This window comes from Pseudomonas sp. GM49 (assembly GCF_000282355.1).
Lineage (GTDB): Bacteria > Pseudomonadota > Gammaproteobacteria > Pseudomonadales > Pseudomonadaceae > Aquipseudomonas.
In genome coordinates this window covers 1-22,842 of record NZ_AKJL01000284.1, presented here as the reverse complement: position 1 = coordinate 22,842, position 22,842 = coordinate 1, and the positions used below count along the sequence as shown (strand labels likewise).

The window sequence follows — 22,842 nt, the reverse complement described above, 5'->3', positions numbered from 1 at the left end:
TCTCTACCTGTTCAGACGGCGGCAATAATTGGGTCATGTTTGAATCGACACCATAGCGGCGGCAGATCCTCCGGGAGTGGCCGGTATTCACCGATCTCCGACCAGCCTCCAGGGCCATGAAAATCACTGCCCGCGCTGACCAGCAGACCGAACTCGCGGGCCAGAATGGCCAGGCTGCCCACTTGCTCGGCAGGTTGATAACCATTGACCACTTCGATGGCGTGGCCCCCCGCTTGAATATAGTCGGCAATCAGACGACGACGCTTGCTTCGAGTGAATTCGTAGTGCCAGGGGTGTGCCAGGCTGACCCAGGCCTTGGCCGCGCGCAGGGTCTCGACGGTTTCGTCCAGGGTTGGCCAGTGTTGCTTGACGTCACCCAGCTTGCCGGCGCCCAGCCATTTGCGGAACGCCTCGGCACGATCCTTGACGAAACCTTCACGCACCATCCAGTCGGCGAAATGCGGGCGGGCGGGCGCGTTACCGCTGTCGCCCAGGTCCTGCTGGATCTTGCGGGCGCCTTCCAGCGCGCCCGGCATGCCTTTCAATGCCAGTTTGCGGCTGATTTCCTCGGAGCGCAGCCAACGGCCATCATGCAATTTGGCGATGGCCTCGACCAACGGTGCAGCATTCACGTCAAAACCGTAGCCCAATACATGAATGGTCGCGCCGCCCCAGGTGCAGGACAATTCGACGCCGTTGACCAGTTGCATCCCCAGCGCGATGGCCGCGTGCCGGGCCTCGTCGAGGCCTTCAAGGGTATCGTGATCGGTCAAGGCCAAGACTCGCACGCCTTTTTCGAACGCTCGCGCCACCAGAACCGCAGGCGCCAGGGCGCCATCGGAGGCCGTGCTATGGCAGTGCAAATCAACATTCACAGGGCTTTGTAACCTCAAATCAGCTGGCGCTATCGCGCGCCCATATGTTTGTTATTATGCCGCCACATCCTGCTTCTGGCTGCCACTGTGAAACAATTCATCGATTTCATCCCGCTCCTGCTGTTTTTCATCGTCTTCAAAACCGATCCACGGGTCGTCGACATCGCCGGCCATGAGGTCACTGTAGGCGGTATTTACAGCGCCACCGCGATGCTGATCATCAGTTCCCTGGTGGTCTACGGCACGCTGTTCGTCAAACAGCGCAAGCTGGAGAAGAGCCAGTGGCTGACCCTGATCGCCTGCCTGGTCTTCGGTAGCCTGACCCTGGCGTTCCACAGCGAGACGTTCCTGAAGTGGAAAGCGCCGGTGGTCAACTGGCTGTTCGCCCTGGCGTTCATCGGCAGCCACTTCGTCGGTGACAGCCTGCTGATCAAACGCATCATGGGCCACGCGCTGACCTTGCCGGAACCGGTCTGGACGCGCCTGAACATCGCCTGGATCGCCTTCTTCCTGTTTTGCGGTGCCGCCAACCTGTTTGTCGCGTTCACCTTCCAGAGCTACTGGGTCGACTTCAAGGTCTTCGGCAGCCTGGGCATGACTTTGCTGTTCCTGGTCGGCCAGGGCATCTACCTGTCCCGCCACCTGCACGATGCCGACACCACTACGCCAAAAACCGAGGACTGACATGCTTTACGCAATCATTGCCACAGACGTCGCCAACTCCCTGGAAGCCCGCCTGGCCGCACGGCCTGCGCACCTTGAGCGCCTGCAAGCGCTCAAGGGCGAAGGTCGCATCGTATTGGCCGGCCCACACCCGGCGGTCGACAGCAATGATCCGGGCGCAGCGGGTTTCACCGGCAGCCTGATCGTCGCCGAATTCGATTCCCTGAGCGCCGCCCAGGCCTGGGCCGACGCTGATCCGTACATCGCCGCAGGCGTCTACGCCAGCGTTCTGGTGAAGCCGTTCAAGCAAGTCCTGCCGTAAAATCCTGCTCCGCGATGAACCTTGTCGGTTCATCGCGTTCTCAATCGCTCATTATTCTCGTTTGCCGGCCGACAACTTGCCCAATACTCGTATTGGAATCAGGAGTCGCGATGCGCAAGGGTCCGTTGTGTCTGATGTTGTTCACGCTGTCGGTTGTGGCGCCCGCCCACGGTGAAGAATACGCCGAGGGTGGCAATTCAACGCCTCTTTCCTTGAGCGCCGGTAGCCAGATCACCGAGTTGCAGCAACGCTTGAAAGAAAGCGAACGGCAACGGGAAGAACTGAACAAACAATTTCAAACCGCCGAAGGCGAACGCGAAAGCCCGCTGCTGGCCCGGTTGCGCCAGGAGAACCAGCGTTTGAAGCTGCAACTCAAGGAAGCCCAGGCCAGCAGTCCACTGCCGCGCCTGCTGACCGACCAGCAACAATGGTTCGTCACTGGCGCCGGGGTAGCGCTATTGGCTCTGCTCTGCGGTATCTTCGCCAGTGGAGCAAGTCGAAAACGTCGACAATGGCTAAATTGAGTGAGTCATGAGCGAGCTGTTACTTATTGATGATGACCAGGAGCTGTGTGAGCTCCTGAGCAGTTGGCTGAGCCAGGAAGGGTTTCAGGTACGTGCCTGTCACGATGGCCAGAGCGCACGCCGCGCGTTGGCCGAAACCGCCCCGGCGGCCGTGGTGCTGGATGTGATGTTGCCCGATGGCAGCGGCCTGGAACTGCTCAAGCAGTTGCGCAGCGATCACCCGGATTTGCCGGTGCTGATGCTCTCGGCCCGGGGCGAGCCCCTGGACCGTATCCTCGGCCTGGAACTCGGGGCCGACGATTACCTGGCCAAACCCTGCGACCCACGGGAACTGACCGCCCGCCTGCGCGCAGTCCTGCGCCGCAGCCACCCGGCAGCGGTGTCCAGCCAGATGGAACTGGGTGACCTGTGTTTCAGCCCGGTGCGCGGAGTGGTCAGCATCGACGAACAGGAATTCACCCTAACTGTCTCCGAAAGCCGCCTGCTGGAAGCCTTGCTCAAGCAACCTGGCGAACCCCTGGACAAACAGGAACTGGCGCAGATCGCCCTCGGCCGCAAGCTGACCCTGTATGACCGCAGCCTGGACATGCACGTCAGCAACCTGCGCAAGAAGATCGGCCCACACCCCGATGGCCGACCGCGCATCGTCGCCCTGCGCAGCCGCGGCTATTACTACAGCCTGTAGGCGCTCGCTCGCGATGGAGTTGAACGATTACGCATACTGTCTGGAAAAACGCGGTGCCTGTGAGTTCATCGCGAGCAAGCTCGCTCCTACAGTCACCCGGACGTTTTGTCAGGATCGCTGAAGACCGTCTTTACCCAAGCTTTACCCTCCGCTGACCGCCGCTGACCTTGATCTGCGTAATCTGTACTCATCCGGAACGTACCGGGAACGAGACAAGGAGATACACCATGCGCAAGACTCTTATCGCTCTGATGTTCGCTGCTGCCCTGCCGACCGTTGCCATGGCCATGCCAGAAGGCGATGGCTCGATGAGTGGGCCAATGGACGGTTCGCACCATGGCGGTCAGATGCACGGCATGCACGGTAAAGGCCCCTACAGTCAACTGGACCTGAGCCGCGAACAGCGCGAGCAGATCCGCAAGATCATGGGCGAGCAGATGCACGAGCGTAAGCAACTGGTCGAGAAGTACCTGGAAAAACTCTCGCCAGCCGACCAGAAAGCCATGAAAGACGAGATGACCGCCAAACACCAGAAAGCCGAAGCCGATGTGCGCGCGGTCCTGAAACCGGATCAACAGAAGAAATTCGACGAGATCCAAAAAAAACAGGCCGAACGTCGCGCTGAATGGGCCGAGTTCAAAGCCTGGAAAGCGCAACAACCGCAAAAAGCGCAATAATGCGTTAACCCCGGACCCGACGGCTCATCACCGTTGGGTCTGATGTTTTTTGATCTAATGTGGGAGCGGGCTTGTTCCCACACTGATCTGTGTTTGTTCGAGGATTTCCTGTGCGTTCATTGTTCTGGCGTATCCTGGCCAGCTTCTGGCTGGCCATCGCTCTGGTTGCAGGGCTTTCCATCCTGCTCGGGCACATGCTCAACCAGGACGCATGGATTCTCAGTCGCCACCCGGGCCTCAACACGCTGGCCGAACAGTGGACGCAAACCTACGAAAGCCAGGGCGAAGACGCAGCTCAAGACATTCTCCAGCAACGCAAACGCCAGTATCACATCGACGTTCAGGTGCTTAACGAAAGCGGCGATCCGGTCGTTCGCGGCACCTTCCCCAGACGTGCGGCGGCCTTTGAGGCGCGTCAGAACAATGATGACCGACGCTTGCCATGGCGGCGTCTGACCGATGAATTCACCAGCGAAAAAACCGGCGACACCTACCTGTTCATCTACCGTATCCCGCACCCGGAACTGGACGCCTGGCACCGCGAGAGTCTGCTCTGGCCGCTCAGTGCGCTGGGGATCGCCCTGGTGGTGCTGACCCTGTTCAGCCTGCTGGTGACCTTTTCCATCACTCGCCCGCTCAGCCGTCTGCGCGGAGCGGTGCATGACCTGGGACAAACCGCTTATCAACAGAACAGCCTGGTCAAACTGGCCAATCGTCGCGATGAGTTCGGCGTCCTGGCCAACGACTTCAACCGCATGGGCGCGCGCCTGCAAAGCCTGATTGGCAGTCAGCGGCAACTGCTGCGGGATGTGTCCCACGAACTGCGCTCCCCCCTCGCCCGCCTGCGTATCGCGCTGGCGCTGGCCGAACGGGCCACCCCGCAGGAACGAGAGCAGCTCTGGCCGCGCCTGACCCGTGAGTGCGACCGACTGGAAGCGTTGATCAGCGAAATCCTGGTGCTGGCGCGGGTCGACTCCGATAACGCCAGTGCCGAAGAGGTGGACCTGAACGCCTTGCTCAATACCCTGCAAAAGGATGCGCAACTCGGCTCACCCGAGCAACTCGTCCACCTCGAAGCCGAATCGCAACTGAATCTGAAGGGCTGGCCGACGATGATCGAACGGGCCGTCGACAACTTGCTGCGCAATGCCCAGCGCTTCAACCCGGTGGATGGCCTGCCGATCGAACTGCAGGCGCTGCGTCAGGGCGAGCGGATCGTCGTGACCGTGCGCGATCACGGGCCAGGGGTCAGTGCCGAATATCTGAGCCAGCTCGGTGAGCCGTTCTATCGGGCGCCGGGGCAGACAGCGGCCGGACACGGCCTGGGCTTGGCCATCGCCAGGCGCGCGGCGGAGCGACATGGCGGCAGCCTGGTGCTGGCCAATCACCCCGAGGGCGGTTTCATTGCCAGTCTGGAATTGCCGTTGGTTCCGGGGGCTGTCGTACAACCCTGAGGTTATCCCCCCCAACTATCTGAATGACACAGATCTACTGTGGGAGCGAGCTTGCTCGCGATGGCGGTTTTTCAGTCACTTCAATGTTAAATGTACTGCCGCTATCGCGAGCAAGCTCGCTCCCACAGGGGCTGCGGTGTCAGACCTTCCCGGGCCAGGCGCTGACGAACTCGGCCAGGTCGACCTTCTCGGCCACTCGCGGTTCTTTCTGCGGCGTGCCCAGGTACAGGAAAGCAATCACCTCTTCCCCTTCCGTCAACCCCAGCCCCTTGGCCACATGCGGCGAATAAGCCAGGTCACCGGTACGCCACACCGCACCAATGCCCTGCGCATACGCCGCCAGCAAAATCCCGTGGGCCGCACAGCCGGCCGCCAGCAACTGCTCGGACTTCGGATACTTGACGTGATCCTGCAACCGGGCAATTACCACCACCACCAACGGCGCCCGCAGCGGATTATTGCGCGCCTTGTCGATGGCCGCTTCGCTGACTTCGCTGTCCGAAAGCTTCGCCGCTTCGGCCAGCAACTCGCCCATCTGCTCACGCGCCGCGCCTTCCACCGTCAGGAAGCGCCACGGCTGCAAGTGACCGTGGTCCGGGGCGCGCATGGCGGCCCCGAACAGCACCTCGCGCTGCTCGGCAGTGGGTGCAGGATCAATCAGTCGTGGAACGGAAACACGGTTGAGCAAAGCGTCGAGAGCCTGCATCGGCTACCTCCTGAAAAATTTGTGCGGCTATTCTAGCTGCAACTGCCGCAGCAGTGCCGGTTTACATGCCCTGCCTCACGGGTAGAATGGCGCCCTTTCCACCATCAGCCGAGCGGACCTCATGGCGTTGCCGACCTTACGGATCATTGGTTTCATCATCGGCATCTTCCTGATCACGCTGGCGATCTCCATGGTCATACCCATGGCCACGCTGGTCATTTTCGACCGCACCAGTGATCTGCCCTCGTTCCTCTGGGCCAGCATGATCACCTTTGTCGCCGGTTTGGCGCTGGTGATTCCCGGGCGCCCCGAACACATTCATCTGCGCCCCCGGGACATGTACCTGTTGACCGTCAGCAGTTGGCTGGTGGTATGCATTTTCGCCGCGCTGCCATTCCTGCTGACCCAACACATCAGCTACACCGATTCATTCTTCGAAAGCATGTCCGGCATCACCGCCACTGGCGCAACCGTACTCAGCGGCCTGGACACCATGTCCCCCGGCATCCTGATGTGGCGCTCCCTGCTGCACTGGCTGGGCGGCATCGGTTTCATCGGCATGGCGGTGGCGATTCTGCCGCTGCTGCGCATCGGTGGCATGCGGCTGTTCCAGACCGAATCGTCGGACCGCTCGGAAAAAGTCATGCCCCGCTCGCACATGGTGGCACGGCTGATCGTGGCAGCCTACGTCGGCATTACCATTGTCGGCAGCCTGGCGTTCTGGTGGGCCGGGATGAACCCGTTCGATGCGATCAACCATGCGATGTCGGCGATTTCCACCGGCGGCTTCTCTACCTCCGACCAGTCTTTGGCCAAGTGGCCACAACCGGCGGTGCATTGGGTCGCGATCGTCATCATGATTCTCGGTGCCCTGCCGTTCACCCTGTATGTGGCAACATTGCGTGGTAACCGTCGGGCGCTGATCAAGGATGAACAGGTTCAAGGCCTGCTCGGCATGCTGCTGGTGACCTGGCTGGTACTCGGCACCTGGTATTGGTGGACTACCCAGCTGCATTGGCTGGAGGCGTTGCGGCATGTGGCGCTGAACGTGACGTCGGTAGTGACCACAACCGGTTTCGCGCTGGGGGACTATAGCCTGTGGGGTAATTTCTCGCTGATGCTGTTCTTCTATCTGGGGTTTGTCGGCGGTTGCTCCGGCTCGACCGCGGGCGGCATCAAGATTTTCCGCTTCCAGGTGGCCTACATCCTGCTCAAGGCCAACCTTAACCAGCTGATACACCCGCGCGCGGTGATCAAGCAGAAGTACAACGGCCACCGCCTCGACGAAGAAATCGTGCGTTCGATCCTGACCTTTTCGTTCTTCTTTGCGATCACCATCTGCGTGATTGCGCTGCTGCTGTCGCTGCTCGGCGTGGACTGGATGACCGCCCTCACCGGCGCGGCCAGTACCGTGTCCGGTGTCGGCCCGGGGCTCGGTGAGACCATCGGCCCGGCAGGTAACTTTGCGACCCTGCCGGATGCCGCCAAGTGGATTCTGTCGTTCGGCATGCTGCTCGGCCGACTGGAGATCATTACTGTGTTTGTGCTGTGTATTCCGGCATTTTGGCGTCATTGACCGCGTCAGGTGCTTGCATCAGCCGCATCCGGTACTCGCCGGGTGTGGCGTCGAACCAGCGGCGGAAAGCACGAAAGAAGTTGCTCGGATCGGCAAACCCCAGCAAGTAAGCGATTTCCAGCAAGGTCATGTTCGGTTGCGCCAGATACTGCTCGGCCAGTTCGCGCCGGGTATCGTCCAGCAGCGCCTGAAAACTCGTGCCCTCTTCCTGCAAGCGCCGTTGCAAGGTGCGCTGGGAAAGATGCAGTGTCTGCGCCACGGTGTCGCGCTTGGGCTCGCCCTGGGGCAACAGGCGGCACAACACCTGCCGCGCCTTGTGCGTCACGCGGCTTTCGGAAAAGCGCGCCAGGTACTCGCCGGCAAAGCGGTCATGCAGCAACGCCATCGCCTCGTTGGCCGTCGGCAACGGCGCTTCCATGTCCGAACGCTCGAAAATCAGTGCATCGTAAGGTGCGTTGAACAACAGCGGTGCGTGAAAGGCTTGCTTATAGGGTTCCAGGTTGGCCGGCTCGGTACCTTGGAACAACACTTTGCGTGGTTGCAACGTACGCCCGGTCAACCAGCCGCACAACGCCAAGGCACAGGCCAGCGAGGCTTCGGCGCTTTGCCGGGTCGGCGGCAGATGGTCGCCATGCACCGTCAGAATCAGCGCATAGTCTTCTTCCAGCAGCTTGAAACTCAGGTCGGCGCTTTCGGCGATGATCCGCTGATAACGCACCAGACGCTGAAAGCCTTCGGCCAGTGTCTGGCTGGACATCAACGCGTAACCCGTCACATGAAACTGCGCCGGTCGCACCACCTTGCCCATGTTCAGGCCGATGGCCGGATTGCCGGACAGTTCGACCGCGCGTTGCCACAGCCGTGTCATGGAATCTTGCGGGAAGCGTGCATCCGGATCATTCAGTGCCCCGTAGTCGAGCCCCAGCTGTTTGAACAGAACCCGGCAATCCAGGCCGTCCATCTCCAGCGCTTTGACAATCCCCATCGCCCAGCTTGCAGAAGTCGTTCGTTCGCTCATGGCGTTTTCTTACATGTTGAGCCGCATGTTACGGCTATTGACCGAAGGATACTAAAGTGGCGCCTATTGTCAGTGGCTGATGCCATTGATCACTCTAGACTCAAATAAGCTACCCGCAGAACAACTTGCAGTCAGAACAACAACCACAGAGATCGCAGTCGTGGAAAACATCAGACGTTTCAGCAGTTTCGCTGAGTTCTACCCGTATTACCTCAGCGAACACAGCAACAGTACCTGTCGCCGACTACATTTTATCGGCACGACACTGGTTATCCTGATACTGGCGCTGACCATTGGTCGGGGCACCTGGATGCTGTTGTGGGCCCTGCCACTGGCCGGTTACAGCTTTGCCTGGGTCGGGCATTTCTTTTTCGAAAAGAACCGTCCGGCGACGTTCCAACACCCCTTCTATAGCCTGCTCGGTGATTTCGCCATGTACCGGGACATGGTTATGGGGCGCGTTCCCTTCTAGCTGACATCCGTCACAAGAGAGTTGCCTGTGAATGCCAATGCCCGCTTCACCCACATGAAGGACGGCACGCAGGAAGACTGGGCGATCATCGCCGCAGACTTCAGTGCCTATGCGCGACAATTGCCGGCACGGATTGCCGCGCACCTGCAGTTACTGGAGGGTGATTTCGGCGGGTTCCCGGTGGATCGCCTGACCCATTCCCTGCAAACCGCCACCCGCGCCTGGCGCGATGGCCGCGACGAAGAATACGTGGTCTGCGCCCTGCTCCACGATATCGGCGACACCCTGGGCTCCTACAACCACCCGGACATCGCCGCAGCGATCCTCAAGCCGTTCGTCAGCGCCGAGAACCTGTGGATGGTGGAAAAGCACGGGATTTTCCAGGGCTACTACTTCTTCCATCACCTGGGCATGGATCGCCATCTGCGTGAGCAATTCCAGGACCATCCGCAGTACCAGGCGACCGTCGAGTTCTGTGCCAAATACGATGCAGCGGCGTTTGATCCGGCGTATGACACGCTGCCATTGAGTTTCTTCGAACCGATGATGGAGCGGTTGTTTGCGCACCCCAGGAACTCGATCTACAAGGCGGCGATGCAAGAGCACTCGCCGGCCTGACAGGACCGCTGCGCGGTCCATTCGCGGGCAAGCCCGCTCCCACAGTAGATTTGTTGCGAACACAGAATCTGTGGGAGCGGGCTTGCCCGCGAAGAGGCCAGCACAAACACCGAATGACTGTCAGGCCAACTCTGCGACTTTCGCCGCCTTCAACTGCGCCTCCCGCGCCTGGGCATCCGCCAACCGGTACAGCTCGATCGAACCATCCCAATGCTCGATCAGCGCGGTGCACGACTCCACCCAGTCGCCGCAATTGAGGTAGTCCACCTCGCCGACCTTGCGAATCTCGGCATGGTGAATGTGCCCGCACACCACGCCGTGCAGCTCGCGTTTGACACACTCGTGGGCGATGGCTTCTTCGAAGTCGCTGATGAAGCTGACCGCGGTTTTCACTTTGTGCTTGAGGTAGGCCGACAGCGACCAGTAGCCGTAGCCATATCGCGCGCGCCAGTGATTGAGCCAGCGGTTGAGCGTCAGGGTGAATTCGTAGGCCGAGTCACCGAGAAAGGCCAGCCAGCGATGGTAACGGGTGATCACATCGAACTGGTCACCGTGAATCACCAGTAGATGTCGGCCGTCGGCGGTGACGTGTACGGCTTCGTCCACCAGCTGGATATTGCCCAGGATCAGCTTCGAATAACGGCGCAGGAATTCGTCGTGGTTGCCTGTGACATAGATCACTTCGGTGCCGCGCTTGCTCATGGTCAACAGGCGACGGATCACGTTGGTATGCGCCTGTGGCCAGTACATGCCGCCACGCAGTTTCCAGCCGTCGATGATGTCGCCGACCAGATAGATCTTGTCTGCGTGATAACCCTTGAGAAACTGCGACAGGTGTTCAGCCTGACAGTCCCTCGTGCCCAAATGCACGTCGGAAATCCATAGCGTCCGCACACGTTGCTTACGAGTGGGCTTGGCGAGCTCGGCGCTGGTCATGGGCAACCCTCTGGACATGTTTTATAAAGTTTGCGCTGGTCGAGTTAATGGTCCATGACAGCACCAAGTCAGTCGTGTGACAGCGCTTATCAGCCTGCCCGGGTGTAGACTGGCGGCCTGATACGGGAGACCTGCGATGAGACCGATCCTCACGCTCCGCCAATACAGCCACGACCTGATCGTCCACAGCCACGAACACGCTCAACTGGTGTTCGGGCTCTCGGGCGCGCTGGATTTCGAGGTCGATGGCCGTGGCAGCCAGGTGGTGCAGCAGAGCTTCGTCGTGGTGCCGTCGGGCGCCCATCATGCTTGCGGCAGTGCCAATGGCAGTCGCTGCCTGGTGCTGGATGTGCCCAGCGAGCAATGGGTGGCTGAGTCCCTGGGTGATCACGCCGAATCCAGCCGACGCTTGCTCGACAACGCCGGCCGCCTGCCCCTGGACGCCGGGCAAAACCAATTGGTCAGTTGGCTGGCGAACAGTCCGGTCGATGATCCGCTGATCGCACAACAAGGCGCAGTGCTGTTACTGGCCAGTCTCAACAACGCCAGGCACGACACGCTCGGCGGTCGGCGCCTGCCCTACGCTGCGCTGAATGCACACATCGATCAGTACGCGGCGTATCCGCTGCAGGTGGCCGACCTGGCCCGTGTGGCAGGCCTCTCCAGTGCCCGTTTGCATGCTCGATTCGTGGCCGAATGCGGGCAGACGCCAATGGACTACATCCGCAGCCGACGCCTGCATATTGCCGTGGACTTGCTGCGCAACTCGGCGCTGCCCATCGGTGAGATTGCCTGCCGTGTCGGCTACAGCTCCCAGAGTGCCTTTGCGGCGGCGGTGCTGCGCGAGTTCGGGGTATCGCCCGGGAAACTGCGACGCGAGGCTGGCGACAAAGGACAATAGTCTGCCGACAGACTTGATGGGCGATTACGCGCTTCAATGAGGCCTCTGTTCGTTTGTCGTTAAGGATTGCAATGACTCCCCGTACTGCCCTTGGCGCCTTGCATATCGGCGCATTGATGTTCGGCCTGACCGGCGTGTTCGGCAAACTGGCTGCCGCGTCACCGGCGATCATCGTGTTCGGCCGTGCCGCTTTCGCCGTGCTCGCGCTGGCGTTCTTTGCACGGTTCGCCAGCCAGACGCGCTGGCAGAAACTCGAGGCCGTGGACTGGCGTCGACTGCTGCTCAGCGGCTTGTTGCTGGCCGGGCACTGGGTGAGTTTCTTCATTGCGGTGAAAGTCGCAGGCGTGGCGATTGCAACGCTCGGCTTCGCCAGTTTCCCGGCATTTACCGTGATCCTTGAAGGGCTGATCTTTCGCGAGCGCATTCGCACCAATGAAATTGTACTGGTGCTGCTGGTGAGTATCGGCCTGGTGCTGGTCACGCCTGATTTTGATCTGGCCAGCGGCGCCACCACCGGCCTGCTGTGGGCCGTGGGTTCCGGGTTGTTGTTCGCCCTGCTGTCACTGACCAACCGTGCCAGCTCCGGACGGGTCCCGCCCGTGCAGGCAGCACTGTGCCAGAACGTGGTGGTTGCCCTGTGCCTGCTGCCGGTGGCGGCGCCGCAATTGAGCGAAGTGCGTGCCATCGACTGGCTGTGGATCGGCCTGCTCGGTGTGTTCTGTACCGGTGTCGCCCACAGCCTGTTCGTGGCCAGCCTTGCGGTAATCAAGGCACGCACTGCCGCCGTGGTGTTCGCCCTGGAGCCGGTCTATGGCATCACCGTCGCCTGGTTGCTGTTCAACGAAAACCCGACCCCGCGCATGTTGCTCGGGGGCGTGCTGATCATTGTGGCGATTGTGGTGTCCAGCAGGTTCTCAGGTGGTTCCAGCAAGAAAGCCGTTGCTGCGGAGGCTGCGTCTCACTGAGTGCGGTCGTTATGGCCCAGGTCGCGGTCCGGGTCGATCTGGTCACGGACCCGCTGCTTGAGCACTTTGGCCTCAGGGAAGCCACCGTCCGCCTTGCGCTCCCAGATCTGCACGGTGTCACAGTAAATATGAAAGACCCCGCCAGTGCCCGGCACCAGGGAGACTTTGCCCAGGTCATCACCAAAGGTGCTGAGCAGCTCCTGGGCCAGCCAGGCCGCACGCAACAGCCACTGGCATTGCGTGCAATAGGTGATGACGATTTCCGGTTTGCTGACGGTCATGATGGGACGTAACTCCAGAGTTTGACGACGCCGCTATGATAGCCCGGCCGGTGGCTGCCGGGACGGCGAAGCGGGTTGCGCCTCTAACTCGAACGCCGGCTCGATCATGGCCAGAGCAGCCGGCTGCTCGTACTCGCTTGGGCTGATCACGTCCCAACTCGACGCCATCGACAGCTCCTCCAGATTGAGCCGGTACTCATCGTCAGTGGCGGATTCGCTGGACATCGCCAAACCCGGAACCACCACCACGGCAGCAGCGACCGGGAGGGAACGACGGCTACCGACCCGCTCAAGCCCTTCATTGGCTGGCACTCCGTCGCGATGCACAGTGGGCGGTTGCATGGCGGGGGGCCACATTACTGGCTCGGTAAAGAGCTCCGCCAACGGCTCATGCTGCGGCGGCAGAGCCACTGGCGTTGTGGCCTGATGCTGCCGGCGCCAGCGGCGAACAAACCAGCCCAGCGCCAGCAACGCCATCAGCGCTGACACGCCGACAATCGGCAGCCAGCCAATCCCGGGGTTTTCAACAATAGCGGGGGCTGGCGCCACTGCGTCAGAAGCAATGGGTTGCGCCTTTACCTTTTTGAGTTCCGACAGTTGGGTTTGCAGCTCAGCCAACTGTTTTTTCTGGCCGGCGATCAGCTCATCCTGGCCTTGAAGCTTCGCGTTGAGCTCATCGACAGTGGTTTGCAACGAGTGGTTTTGCAGGGTGCTGGCGGCCAGTTGCTCGACAGCGGGATCAACCACGGGAACGTCCGTTTCCGGCGTCGCCTTTGCCACGGGTGACGGCAAGACGACCGGTTGAACACTGGGGAATGCAGACGCCGCAGAACTGGAAACCGGTTCATCGGTGGCGGGAACAACACCTGGCGCACCCGGCGGGTCGATCAGTACCGTGTACTCGCGTAATAGCTGACCGTTGGGCTGATTGAGCTGCACGAGGAAATTCAGGAACGGTTCACTGACCGGTTTGCTGGAGGTCACCTGGATCAAGGAGCGATTACCGCGCAGGACCGGGGTGAACTTCAGGTTGTCGAGGAAAAATACCCGGTCGACCCCGGCACAGCTGAACTCGTCTGCCGTTGCCAGGCGCACCGACAGCTCGTCCTCTTCCAGGCCAGCCGCATCCACCAGGGCGATTTCGGCACGCAACGGTTGATTCAGCACCGAATGCAGGGTGATTTCACCCAGGCCCAGCGCAGGTGCCCATGCCGAATAAGTGACAGCGGCCCCGGCCAGCAACCACTGAGTACAACCGCGTAAAACCAATCGCCAACACTTGAGCATGAGCATCCTTGAGATCTACAGAAACTACCCGTACGCGTTCGTACATCCGTTACGAACACGATATTGCCGAGTAGTTCTTATAGTCTGCCCAATGCGGTCTCTCAAAAACCTGGCGTTTGGTTATGCCTCAAGATTTTTCAAGGTTGCCCAGGATGTGCCCGTGAACCCGCATGCACACCTTCAAGTCCGCCTCATCGACGCCTTCGAACAGTTCGTGACGCAGTTGCGTGGCAATGGTTTCAATTTGTTCGATCAGGGGAAGCGCCGGCGCGCAGAGAACGATTTTTTTCGCCCGACGGTCTTCCAGCACCGCCTGGCGTTGCACCAGGCCCTGGCTTTCCAGGCTGTCGAGCAAACGGGCCAGGGTCGGGCCTTCGACGCCGACGCTTTGCGCCAGCTCGCGCTGGGTTGGTGCTTCTTCGAAACGTGCCAGGTGCAGCAGCACCAGCCAGCGTGCCTGGGACAAGCCCATACCCGCCAGTCGGCGGTCCAGTTCGGCACGCCAGCCACGGGACATCTGGGCCAATTGCATGCCAAAGCGGTGTTGATCGGTTAACGGCATAAAACACTCATGATCAGACTGAAATAAATAAAAACTAATTATTAGTCAGCTAAGCATGAGCCTCGACTTGAGGCAAGGCTAGATCTGTACTGAATCGTTACATCAGTACTACAGGTGCCTCAAATCTCGAATTCCGACTGCAAGGCCGCCCGAACGCAGTACAACACCCCTTCCGGCACCCTGCCTGCAAACAGCGCGGCGATCTCGGAAACCGCCGGCAACTCACCTTCGCCGTCGAGGAAGGCGTCCTGCACTTCACCCATCAGATCTTCAGGCAGATCCAGCGCCTGTTCCAACGACAACTGCTGCTTGCCGATCGCTTCGGCCAGCATGGTGTAGACGTTCTTTTCCGAGCACTGCAACTGTCCGGCGATCTGTACCGGCGTCATTCCGGCCCGCGCCAAAGTGATCAGTTCATGACGCACGTCAGCCACCGGTTTCGGCGCCTCGACCTGGCCGCCGAGCACCTCGAGGAAGGCCTCGCCGTAGCGCTCCAGCTTGCGCGCACCAACGCCGCTGACCGTGGCCATTTCCGCCAGCGAGGTCGGCTGGCTGCGCAGCATCTCCAGCAAGGTCGAGTCGGGGAAGATGACATACGGCGGCACGCCATGTTCTTCGGCGAGCTTGCGCCGCAGGGCACGCAGGGCTTCCCACTGTTCGCGCTCCTCGCCACGGACCAGCTGGCTCGCCTGGCTCTTGCTGCTTTTCGCCACGGTTTGCGCCTTGAGATCGCGGCGCAACTCCAGGGTCACCTCACCTTTGAGCAGCGGCCGGCAACTGTCGCTCAGGCGCAGGCCACCGTAGCCTTCGAGGTCGATGTCGGCCAGACCACGGGCTACCAGTTGGCGGAACAACGAGCGCCACTCGCCCTCCGCCATCGCCTTGCCAACACCAAACACCGAAAGATGCTGATGGCCGAAGTTGCGGACCTTTTCGTTGTCCTTGCCCAGCAATACATCCACCAGGTGTCCGACACCGTAGCGTTGACCGGTGCGGTAGATCGCCGAAAGCGCCTGCCGCGCGGGCTCGGTAGCATCCCAGGTCTGCACGCCGTCGACGCAGTTGTCGCAATGACCGCAAGGCTGGGGCATGTCCTCGTCGAAGTAGGCCAGCAGCGTTTGCCGACGGCAGCGGGTTTCTTCACACAGGGAAAGCATGGCGTCGAGCTTGTGCTGCTCCAGGCGCTTGTGGCGCTCGTCGCCTTCGGAGTTCTGCAGCATCTGCTTGAGCATCACCACGTCTTGCAGGCCGTAGGCCATCCAGGCGTCTGCCGGCAGGCCGTCACGACCGCCGCGACCGGTTTCCTGGTAGTAGGCCTCCAGGGACTTCGGCAAATCGAGGTGCGCGACAAAACGCACGTTGGGCTTGTCGATGCCCATGCCGAACGCCACTGTCGCAACCATGATCAGGCCTTCTTCGTTGAGGAAGCGCTTCTGATGGTAAGCCCGCAAATCGTTGGGCAGACCGGCGTGGTACGGCAGCGCCGGGAAGCCTTGCTCGCTGAGAAACGCAGCGACTTCCTCGACTTTCTTGCGCGACAGGCAATACACGATGCCCGCATCGCTACGGCGTTCGGCGAGGAACGCCAGCAACTGCTTGCGCGGCTGTTCCTTGGGCACAATGCGATAAAAGATGTTCGGTCGGTCGAAGCTCGACAGGAAGCGCTCGGCGTCTTGCAGGTGCAGACGGGTGACGATTTCTTCCCGGGTGCGCTTGTCGGCCGTGGCGGTCAGGGCGATGCGCGGCACATCGGGGAACATTTCCGCCAACTGGCCCAGTTGCAGATATTCCGGGCGGAAATCGTGGCCCCATTGCGACACGCAGTGCGCTTCGTCGATGGCGAACAGGGCGATGTTCAGCCCCTGCAGGAAGGACAGCATGCGCGGCTGGACCAGACGTTCCGGCGCCAGATAGAGCATCTTCACTTCACCGCGGCGGATGCGGGCGGCGAGGTCGCGCTGTTGCTCGGCGCTGAGGGTGGAGTTCAACGCGGCGGCGGCCACGCCCAGCTCTTCAAGGGTGGCGACCTGGTCGTCCATCAGAGCGATCAGCGGCGAGACCACCACTGCCAGGCCTTCGCGCAACAGCGCCGGCACCTGGAAGCACAGGGACTTGCCGCCACCGGTAGGCATCAGGACCAGGGCATCGCCGCCGCTGGCCACGCGCTCAATGATTGCACCCTGACGGCCACGGAAACTGTCGTAGCCGAAGATGTCCTTGAGGACGCGTTGAGCCTGTTCGAGCATAGGAACTCCAAAAATCACCGAAACATCCCTGCAAGGCTGGTTCAGAACCCGCAACTTTGCACCGACAAATCGTAAGTGCGCATTGCATGACGCTTCACATTTCAGCCGTGACGCCAGCAGGGCATCACAAAACGCGCGAGTATACCCGAGCCCCGTCCGGCAAAGGGCACCGCTGATAAGACTCACACAATCGGACTGTGGGAGCGGGCTTGGTCCGGGCGGCGTTCCGACGAAGAGGCCATCACAGCCACAATGGATGTTGCCTGCCCCACCGCCATCGCGAGCAAGCTCGCTCCCACATTGATTGCGCCCTTAACTCAATGGTATTTGCCGTGCGGCTGGCCCAAGCGCTCAAGAAGGCCTAGAATTCCCGCATCGAACATTCCCCAAGGTAGTCCTTTAATGTCCTTCGCTGAGCAACTAACCCGCCTGCAAGTCTTCCTCGACGCTGATGAACTGCATGACGAGGCGCTGGACTACGTGGCCGCCCACGGCTACCTCACCGCGCTGTCGATCTGTTCCGAAGTGGTTCCCGACCGTGAATGGATCGACGCTCTCTTCGCCGAAGAGCCGCATTACAGCGGCGAAGCCCAGCGCGAAGAGATCGAAGCCACGCTGATCGGCCTCAAGGCCCACATCGCCCGCCAACTGGCCTCCGACGAAGAGTTCGAGCTGCCGTGCGACCTCGATCTGGGCGACGACCCGGACGATTCCGAACTGCGCGGCTGGTGCATCGGTTTCATGGAAGGCGTGTTCCTGCGCGAAGAAGCCTGGTTCGAAACCGCCGAAGACGAAGTCAGCGAAATGCTGCTGCCGATCATGGTCGGTTCGGGCCTGTTCGACGAGCAACCGGAGTTCTCCGACATTGCCGCCGATGCCAACCTGATGGACGACATGATCGTGCAGATCCCGGAAGCCCTGACCGCGCTGTACCTGCTGTGCAACGCACCAGACGAAAAGCCGGCGATTCTCAAGCCCCGTCACCACTAAGGTTCTGCCTATGGACAACCCCATAGGCAACCGCCCCCTGATGTTGCGCTACGTGCTGCTGACCATCGGCTGGCTGAGCGTAGCGCTGGGGGTGATCGGGATTTTCCTGCCGGTATTGCCCACCACCCCCTTCCTGCTACTGGCGGCCGCCTGCTTCGCCCGCAGTTCCCCGCGTTTCTATCAATGGCTGGTTGAGCATCCACGGCTTGGTCCATGGATCCGCGATTACCTCGATGGCAACGGCATCCCGCTCAAGGGCAAGGTCTACGCCATCGGCCTGATGTGGGCGAGCATCCTGTTCTCCTGTTATCTGGTGCCGCTGCCCTGGGCACGGGGGTTCATGCTGACCAGTGCGGTGCTCGTGACTTTCTACATCCTCAAGCAGAAAACCCTGCGCAAATCCTGAAGTCTCCGTTAGCTATTTGTGGCGAACCCCGTCCGACGACCTGCCCTACCCCGGCAAAAACTCCACCTAAACTTCACCCACCTACACTCGAGCAGCCAGACATGGCCCGCAGTCTGCGTAGTCCAGGATGGCCAGCGCTCCGGATTCGGCTCGGCGGCTGGTTACTGCTGGCCGGTTTGCTACTGACCGTATTCAACGGGGTTCGGGCCGACTGGAATTTTGCGCTGATTCTGCAATCCGTTGAAAATCGCTACGGCCCCCTTGGACCGGCGCGAGGCCGGATCGAGGCATGGAGTCAATTGCTGCAGAGCGCACGCGGCGCCCCCGAACCCGAGCAGCTCAACGCGGTGAACCGCTTCTTCAATCAGCAGTTGAATTTCCAGGACGACACGCGCATCTGGCAACAGACCGATTACTGGGCCACGCCGGTCGAAGCCCTGATCAAGGGTGCCGCCGACTGCGAGGACTACGCCCTGGCGAAATATTTCAGCCTGCGCCGGCTCGGCATTCCCAGCGAAAAACTGCGCATCACCTACGTCAAGGCCCTGAGCCAGAACCAGGCGCACATGGTGCTGACGTTCTACAGTACCCCCACGGCTGACCCACTGGTGCTGGACAACCTGATCGGCGATATCCGCCCCGCGTCCCAACGTAAAGACTTGCTGCCGGTGTACGCCTTCAACGCCGAAGGCCTGTACCTGCCGGGCAAGAACGGTGGCAAGCGCAGCAGTGACTCGAAAAAACTGTCGCGCTGGCAGGACGTGTTGAAAAAGATGCAGGCCGAAGGGTTCGACATCGGCGACGGTTAGCCGCCATGGCAAGGAGCGATGTATGACACTGCGTAAACAGTTGTTCCTGGCCATCTGCCTGTTCCTGCTGGTGGCGTTCGGCGGCAGTTTTTATGCCGGCCTGGAAAGCTCCCGAGAGCAAACGCTCAGTCAGCTACGCGCCCACGCCCAGGATGCGGCCACCGCGCTGGGGTTGTCGCTGACAGCACAGGTCGATGACCCGGCAATGATGGAGCTGATGGTCAGTTCTATTTTCGACAGCGGCTATTTCAGCAGCATTCGCGTCATCAGGCTCAAGGATCAGCAAACCCTGGTGGAACGCAGCGCTTCGACGAAAATCGACGGTGTGCCTGACTGGTTCGTCAACCTGGTCGACCTGCGCCCGGAAGGTGGCGACGCCTTGATCATGCGTGGCTGGGAACAACTGGCACGGGTCGAAGTGCTGAGCAATCCGCAATTCGCCCTGGCCAAGCTCTGGGACAGTACCCTCGGCAGTCTGATCTGGTTGCTGTTGTGCGGGCTGTTCAGTGCCGTGATTGGAGGATGGATGCTGCGCAGGCAATTTCGCCCACTCGACAGCATGGTCCGACAAGCTGAGGCCATCAGTAAACGCGAGTTTCTCAGCCTGTCGAAACTGCCACGGACACCGGAATTGAAACGGGTGGTGCTGGCAATGAACCAGATGGTCGAGAAGCTCAAGGCGCTATTCGTCGAAGAGGCTGCTCGCAGCGAAAAACTACGGGCCGAATCCTATCTGGACAGCCTCACCGGCCTGGCCAACCGGCGCCTGCTCGACGAGCAACTGGCCGACCATTTACGGGTGTGCGAACAGAGCCGCGATGGCCATTTGTTGATGTTACGGATCAATGACCTGAACGGGCTCAACCAGAGACTGGGCGGCCAACGGACTGACGCACTGATCTGTGCCGCAGGTGAATTGCTCAAGCGCCTGACTCAACTGCCGGAACGTCGCACCTGGCTGGCGGCGCGCAATCGTGGTGGCGAATTCAGCCTGCTGACACCGGGTCTGGACGCCGAAAGCGCTGCGCGCCTGGCCGCCGATATCAGCGCCAGCCTGGAGAACCTGCGCCTGACCGGCGCCAGCGATTGCATGCCCGTCGCCCATCTGGGCGTGGTCGCCTATCGACCCGGTGAACCGGTCAGCACCGTACTCCTGCGCCTTGACCAGGCACTGACGGAGTCCCGGCAGCATCCCGAACGACCCTGGGTGTATTTGGGCCACCGTGACACCGCGCCGAATCACTCCCAGCACGATTGGCGCATCTGGATTGACGATGCCTTGACCGAGGGAAAAATGCAGCTGTACTTCCAGCCCGTCGTGCAATGCGCCGACACCCGCCAGGTGCTGCATTACAAAGTGCTCGCACGCCTGCTCGACCCACAGGGCGAGGCGATTGCCGCCGGGCATTTCCTGCCGTGGATCGAGCGTCTCGGCTGGTCGGCTCGCTTCGACCTGACGATGCTCGAGGCCACGCTGGACGACCTGGTGGCCAACCGCAGGCCCTTGGCACTGAGCCTGTCCGGGAGCACCCTGCGCGACCCGGTACAATGGCGAACAATCCTCGACCTGCTCGACTCCCTACCGGAACTGGCGCCGCTCCTGACCCTGGAAATCGATGAGCGCCAATTGCCGTCCCCCGAAGAACTGCAGCGTTTGAGTCACAGCCTGCTGAACACCGGCTATCGAATCGGCCTGCAACACTTTGGCGGCCGCTTCAGCCAGATCGGCAACCTCACCCATTTGGGCTTGGCGTACCTGAAAATCGATGGAGCCTACATTCGCAACATCGACGAGCAGACTGACAAGCGAGTGTTCATCGACGCGATCTTTCGCGCTACCCACAGCATTGATTTGCCGCTGATTGCCGAGATGGTCGAAACGTCGGGGGAGTTGGTGGCCATCAGAGAGCTGGGTGTTTTCGGCGCGATGGGGCGGTTGATCGGGCCGCCGAAACCAAGCTTGCCAGGCCTCCAATGCAACCTCGACCATTGACCGGAAACCAACTTGCACCTGTTACTTAGGACAGTTGGCAGGCTATCTGACGAGGTTTTAAATCACTCCGGCACCCAAACTTTTTCAATACCCGGAGTTATCATGACCGCTAAACCCCCGAAAACCTCGGCAACCACGCCAAACACACAGAGTGAAGCAATAGCGAAAGTAACCTTCGATGAAGTCCGAGACAGCAGCGGTAATCTCGTTGGCAAAAACAGCGTTACTTTTGACAGAACCCTGAATTTCAAGGGTACGGCCGGTGCAACTACGGAGCTCTGGATTCGCGATGACGAGTTCAAATTCACTGACGTGACCAGCGATGGTTCAGGAGGCTGGACCAAACAGTTCACACTGCCGGAGCACATGCCCTTCAAGCGCTACAGCCTTAACGCTTTGGAAAAAAAACCGCCTCAAAGTTCTTCCTTACAGTACATTTTCGTTTGGGCGACCGAGACGCCGATCATCGACAAAGTCACTGGCAAGGATGGCCTGATTCAAGATGGCGATCCCTACGACGGCGACTCGCTGGAGTTCTCCGGCTACGCACCTCCCGGTATGGAAGTAGAAGCGTTCAATAGCGACACCTCCACGGGCAAGAAAGCCACTGTCGATCGTGACGGGCTGTTCAAACTCACCTTCGACGGGCTTACCGCCGGCAACTTCAGCATCAAGATCAGGGCCGCCAATGGCAAAGAGTCCAGCGCGTTCACCTTCCGCGTCGTATTGGATGTGGAACTGAGCCTGGATGACGTCCTCGAATCGGAAGGCGGCCCTTCTGTTCCTGAAGCTGGCACCACCGACAAGAGTCAGTTGATCATCAAGGGGCATGCCATGCCCGGTGAGAGCATTCAGCTACTCAATGGCGGCGCCCCCATAAAAGATGCCGTCGCAACTGCTGATCCCGGCGATGGTGCCTGGAAAATTCTGCTCGATGTGACAGACGGCGACTACAGCCTCGTTGCCAAGGCGGACTATGGCGATGAGGAAATCACCAAGCCGCCCCGCACCTTTACCGTGGAATCCACCATCAAACCGCACAATACCCGTGTGTACGATTCGGACGGCCTGATCGAGGACAACGGTAACACCCCATACAACTATGTAATTGTCAGGGGTGATGCGGCCCTGTCAGCGCAGATCAAGCTAAAGATCAATGGCGTCACCGAGCCGAGGCCGGAACCGACCGACGATACGGGTAAATGGGCCAGATTGGTTACGCGCCTGGAATACGAAACCACTTATCAATTCATCGCGGTGGCAGACCATGGTGACAACTCAGAGTCTAATCCCTGGACGATTACTACCGGGGTACTGCACGTATAAGCAGTCATCGGAAGCGTTAAAAACTCCAGTGGCCAGGCAGAGCCCTGGTTAGAAACTATTGAATGAAAAAACCGCTTAACGCGGTTTTTTCATTCCTTTATACCAAGCCATTAAAACCCGCCATCCCTTACACAGGAATGACGGATTTTTTCGTCCAGGCTTTCAGGTCACACCGTATCCACCTTCAACGAATGATCGTTGAGCATGCCGTTGATGATGGTCGCCGTGTCATGCCCGCCCGCGATCACCCCACCCGCCCCCGGCGTTACACCGTAATGGCTGGCCAGGTTGACGCCGGCCAGGTCGATGGTCTGGTTCGGGGCGGCACCGGCCATGGCGCTGACGTCGATGCTGGTCACCGTCGACGGCCCGCTGCCGGTGACGGTGAAATGCAGGTAGTCATCCAGCGAAGCCGTGGTGCCGTTTTCCCCTTGCAACAGTTGCGACAGATCGAGCTTGTCAGTGCCGGGCGTGAAGTCGGTGATCAGGTCATGACCACTGTTGCCCTTGAGCCACTGGAAGGTGTCGGCTCCCGCCCCGCCGGTGAGGG

25 protein-coding genes are annotated in these 22,842 nt (G+C 60.4%); 16 read left to right on the top strand and 9 right to left on the bottom strand.

Going from position 1 to position 22,842, the window contains the following annotated elements; all coding sequences use genetic code 11:
• Positions 1-11: 11 nt before the first annotated feature.
• Positions 12-875 carry a PHP domain-containing protein gene (locus PMI29_RS04430; protein ID WP_008002821.1) on the bottom strand — a complete coding sequence of 288 codons (864 nt, stop codon included), beginning with the start codon at positions 873-875 and terminating at the stop codon, positions 12-14.
• A gap of 87 nt (positions 876-962) precedes the next feature.
• On the opposite strand from PMI29_RS04430, the gene PMI29_RS04435 reads away from it, so the two are divergent.
• From PMI29_RS04435 to PMI29_RS04460, 6 genes are all read left to right on the top strand, one after another.
• Positions 963-1,559, top strand: a complete 597-nt coding sequence (locus PMI29_RS04435; RefSeq protein ID WP_008002819.1) for a septation protein A — start codon at positions 963-965, stop codon at positions 1,557-1,559.
• Between the two features lies 1 nt (position 1,560).
• Positions 1,561-1,860, top strand: a complete 300-nt coding sequence (locus PMI29_RS04440; RefSeq protein WP_008002817.1) for a YciI family protein — start codon at positions 1,561-1,563, stop codon at positions 1,858-1,860.
• A gap of 110 nt (positions 1,861-1,970) precedes the next feature.
• Positions 1,971-2,384, top strand: coding sequence for a hypothetical protein (locus PMI29_RS04445; RefSeq protein ID WP_008002815.1), 414 nt, complete (start codon positions 1,971-1,973; stop codon positions 2,382-2,384).
• Between the two features lie 7 nt (positions 2,385-2,391).
• On the top strand, positions 2,392-3,069 hold the full coding sequence (locus tag PMI29_RS04450) for a response regulator transcription factor (RefSeq protein WP_007984138.1): 678 nt from the start codon (positions 2,392-2,394) through the stop codon (positions 3,067-3,069).
• 227 nt (positions 3,070-3,296) lie between these two features.
• Positions 3,297-3,746: a Spy/CpxP family protein refolding chaperone gene (locus PMI29_RS04455; RefSeq protein ID WP_008002813.1), complete on the top strand. Its 450-nt coding sequence runs from the start codon at positions 3,297-3,299 to the stop codon at positions 3,744-3,746.
• 110 nt (positions 3,747-3,856) lie between these two features.
• Positions 3,857-5,200 (top strand): sensor histidine kinase, encoded by a 1,344-nt coding sequence (locus tag PMI29_RS04460; RefSeq protein WP_008002811.1) that lies wholly within the window; start codon positions 3,857-3,859, stop codon positions 5,198-5,200.
• Between the two features lie 139 nt (positions 5,201-5,339).
• Here PMI29_RS04460 and PMI29_RS04465 read toward each other — a convergent pair whose 3' ends face one another.
• On the bottom strand, positions 5,340-5,906 hold the full coding sequence (locus PMI29_RS04465) for an NAD(P)H nitroreductase (protein WP_008002809.1): 567 nt from the start codon (positions 5,904-5,906) through the stop codon (positions 5,340-5,342).
• A 121-nt stretch (positions 5,907-6,027) separates the two neighbouring features.
• On the opposite strand from PMI29_RS04465, the gene PMI29_RS04470 reads away from it, so the two are divergent.
• The gene (locus PMI29_RS04470) at positions 6,028-7,482 is read left to right on the top strand and encodes a TrkH family potassium uptake protein (protein ID WP_008002806.1); all 1,455 of its coding nucleotides are present in this window, start codon (positions 6,028-6,030) and stop codon (positions 7,480-7,482) included.
• Here PMI29_RS04470 and PMI29_RS04475 read toward each other — a convergent pair.
• On the bottom strand, positions 7,439-8,500 hold the full coding sequence (locus tag PMI29_RS04475; protein ID WP_081501715.1) for an AraC family transcriptional regulator: 1,062 nt from the start codon (positions 8,498-8,500) through the stop codon (positions 7,439-7,441). The genes PMI29_RS04470 and PMI29_RS04475 overlap by 44 nt on opposite strands.
• A gap of 160 nt (positions 8,501-8,660) precedes the next feature.
• Here PMI29_RS04475 and PMI29_RS04480 point away from each other — a divergent pair, with 160 nt between their 5' ends.
• Both PMI29_RS04480 and PMI29_RS04485 read left to right on the top strand, forming a co-directional pair.
• Positions 8,661-8,972: a DUF962 domain-containing protein gene (locus PMI29_RS04480; protein ID WP_008002802.1), complete on the top strand. Its 312-nt coding sequence runs from the start codon at positions 8,661-8,663 to the stop codon at positions 8,970-8,972.
• 27 nt (positions 8,973-8,999) lie between these two features.
• Complete coding sequence (locus PMI29_RS04485; RefSeq protein WP_008002800.1) at positions 9,000-9,590, top strand: HD domain-containing protein; 591 nt, start codon at positions 9,000-9,002, stop codon at positions 9,588-9,590.
• A 120-nt stretch (positions 9,591-9,710) separates the two neighbouring features.
• Here the strand turns inward: PMI29_RS04485 and PMI29_RS04490 are convergent, their stop codons facing one another.
• A complete protein-coding gene (locus tag PMI29_RS04490; RefSeq protein WP_008002799.1) occupies positions 9,711-10,526 on the bottom strand; it encodes a UDP-2,3-diacylglucosamine diphosphatase in 816 nt (271 codons plus the stop codon).
• 136 nt (positions 10,527-10,662) lie between these two features.
• Between PMI29_RS04490 and PMI29_RS04495 the strand changes: the two genes are divergently transcribed.
• Both PMI29_RS04495 and PMI29_RS04500 read left to right on the top strand, forming a co-directional pair.
• Positions 10,663-11,427: a helix-turn-helix transcriptional regulator gene (locus tag PMI29_RS04495; protein ID WP_008002797.1), complete on the top strand. Its 765-nt coding sequence runs from the start codon at positions 10,663-10,665 to the stop codon at positions 11,425-11,427.
• 71 nt (positions 11,428-11,498) lie between these two features.
• Positions 11,499-12,392, top strand: coding sequence for a DMT family transporter (locus tag PMI29_RS04500; RefSeq protein WP_008002796.1), 894 nt, complete (start codon positions 11,499-11,501; stop codon positions 12,390-12,392).
• On the opposite strand, the gene PMI29_RS04505 is transcribed toward PMI29_RS04500, so the two are convergent.
• The 4 genes from PMI29_RS04505 to recQ form a co-directional block, all read right to left on the bottom strand.
• Entirely contained in the window at positions 12,386-12,673 is a 288-nt protein-coding gene (locus PMI29_RS04505; protein WP_008002795.1) for a SelT/SelW/SelH family protein, read from the bottom strand. The genes PMI29_RS04500 and PMI29_RS04505 overlap by 7 nt on opposite strands.
• 33 nt (positions 12,674-12,706) lie before the next feature.
• The gene (locus PMI29_RS04510) at positions 12,707-13,960 is read right to left on the bottom strand and encodes a type IV pilus assembly protein FimV (protein ID WP_008002794.1); all 1,254 of its coding nucleotides are present in this window, start codon (positions 13,958-13,960) and stop codon (positions 12,707-12,709) included.
• A gap of 127 nt (positions 13,961-14,087) precedes the next feature.
• Positions 14,088-14,522, bottom strand: coding sequence for a MarR family transcriptional regulator (locus PMI29_RS04515; RefSeq protein ID WP_007975279.1), 435 nt, complete (start codon positions 14,520-14,522; stop codon positions 14,088-14,090).
• Positions 14,523-14,641: 119 nt separating this feature from the next.
• A complete protein-coding gene (gene recQ / locus PMI29_RS04520; protein ID WP_008002793.1) occupies positions 14,642-16,768 on the bottom strand; it encodes a DNA helicase RecQ in 2,127 nt (708 codons plus the stop codon).
• A gap of 402 nt (positions 16,769-17,170) precedes the next feature.
• Between recQ and PMI29_RS04525 the strand changes: the two genes are divergently transcribed.
• From PMI29_RS04525 to PMI29_RS04545, 5 genes are all read left to right on the top strand, one after another.
• A complete protein-coding gene (locus tag PMI29_RS04525; RefSeq protein ID WP_007975277.1) occupies positions 17,171-17,758 on the top strand; it encodes a UPF0149 family protein in 588 nt (195 codons plus the stop codon).
• 10 nt (positions 17,759-17,768) lie between these two features.
• Complete coding sequence (locus PMI29_RS04530; RefSeq protein WP_008002791.1) at positions 17,769-18,164, top strand: YbaN family protein; 396 nt, start codon at positions 17,769-17,771, stop codon at positions 18,162-18,164.
• A gap of 101 nt (positions 18,165-18,265) precedes the next feature.
• On the top strand, positions 18,266-18,973 hold the full coding sequence (gene lapG, locus PMI29_RS04535; RefSeq protein WP_008002789.1) for a cysteine protease LapG: 708 nt from the start codon (positions 18,266-18,268) through the stop codon (positions 18,971-18,973).
• Between the two features lie 22 nt (positions 18,974-18,995).
• Positions 18,996-20,966: a cyclic di-GMP receptor LapD gene (gene lapD / locus PMI29_RS04540; RefSeq protein ID WP_008002787.1), complete on the top strand. Its 1,971-nt coding sequence runs from the start codon at positions 18,996-18,998 to the stop codon at positions 20,964-20,966.
• Between the two features lie 102 nt (positions 20,967-21,068).
• Positions 21,069-22,292 (top strand): carboxypeptidase regulatory-like domain-containing protein, encoded by a 1,224-nt coding sequence (locus PMI29_RS04545; protein ID WP_008002785.1) that lies wholly within the window; start codon positions 21,069-21,071, stop codon positions 22,290-22,292.
• A 167-nt stretch (positions 22,293-22,459) separates the two neighbouring features.
• Here PMI29_RS04545 and PMI29_RS04550 read toward each other — a convergent pair.
• The coding region (locus PMI29_RS04550) for a type I secretion C-terminal target domain-containing protein (protein ID WP_008002784.1) at positions 22,460-22,842 on the bottom strand (383 nt) is incomplete at its 5' end.

Bases quoted from the DNA above. Each gene is read 5' to 3' on its own strand.
- PMI29_RS04545 (WP_008002785.1), top strand. From the start codon at position 21,069: ATGACCGCTAAACCCCCGAAAACCTCGGCAACCACGCCAAACACACAG.
- PMI29_RS04470 (WP_008002806.1), top strand. From the start codon at position 6,028: ATGGCGTTGCCGACCTTACGGATCATTGGTTTCATCATCGGCATCTTC.
- PMI29_RS04475 (WP_081501715.1), bottom strand. From the start codon at position 8,500: ATGAGCGAACGAACGACTTCTGCAAGCTGGGCGATGGGGATTGTCAAA.
- PMI29_RS04445 (WP_008002815.1), top strand. From the start codon at position 1,971: ATGCGCAAGGGTCCGTTGTGTCTGATGTTGTTCACGCTGTCGGTTGTG.
- PMI29_RS04510 (WP_008002794.1), bottom strand. From the start codon at position 13,960: ATGCTCAAGTGTTGGCGATTGGTTTTACGCGGTTGTACTCAGTGGTTG.
- PMI29_RS04440 (WP_008002817.1), top strand. From the start codon at position 1,561: ATGCTTTACGCAATCATTGCCACAGACGTCGCCAACTCCCTGGAAGCC.
- recQ (WP_008002793.1), bottom strand. From the start codon at position 16,768: ATGCTCGAACAGGCTCAACGCGTCCTCAAGGACATCTTCGGCTACGAC.
- PMI29_RS04530 (WP_008002791.1), top strand. From the start codon at position 17,769: ATGGACAACCCCATAGGCAACCGCCCCCTGATGTTGCGCTACGTGCTG.
- lapD (WP_008002787.1), top strand. From the start codon at position 18,996: ATGACACTGCGTAAACAGTTGTTCCTGGCCATCTGCCTGTTCCTGCTG.
- PMI29_RS04515 (WP_007975279.1), bottom strand. From the start codon at position 14,522: ATGCCGTTAACCGATCAACACCGCTTTGGCATGCAATTGGCCCAGATG.
- PMI29_RS04490 (WP_008002799.1), bottom strand. From the start codon at position 10,526: ATGACCAGCGCCGAGCTCGCCAAGCCCACTCGTAAGCAACGTGTGCGG.
- PMI29_RS04455 (WP_008002813.1), top strand. From the start codon at position 3,297: ATGCGCAAGACTCTTATCGCTCTGATGTTCGCTGCTGCCCTGCCGACC.
- PMI29_RS04450 (WP_007984138.1), top strand. From the start codon at position 2,392: ATGAGCGAGCTGTTACTTATTGATGATGACCAGGAGCTGTGTGAGCTC.
- PMI29_RS04505 (WP_008002795.1), bottom strand. From the start codon at position 12,673: ATGACCGTCAGCAAACCGGAAATCGTCATCACCTATTGCACGCAATGC.
- PMI29_RS04495 (WP_008002797.1), top strand. From the start codon at position 10,663: ATGAGACCGATCCTCACGCTCCGCCAATACAGCCACGACCTGATCGTC.
- lapG (WP_008002789.1), top strand. From the start codon at position 18,266: ATGGCCCGCAGTCTGCGTAGTCCAGGATGGCCAGCGCTCCGGATTCGG.
- PMI29_RS04500 (WP_008002796.1), top strand. From the start codon at position 11,499: ATGACTCCCCGTACTGCCCTTGGCGCCTTGCATATCGGCGCATTGATG.
- PMI29_RS04465 (WP_008002809.1), bottom strand. From the start codon at position 5,906: ATGCAGGCTCTCGACGCTTTGCTCAACCGTGTTTCCGTTCCACGACTG.
- PMI29_RS04525 (WP_007975277.1), top strand. From the start codon at position 17,171: ATGTCCTTCGCTGAGCAACTAACCCGCCTGCAAGTCTTCCTCGACGCT.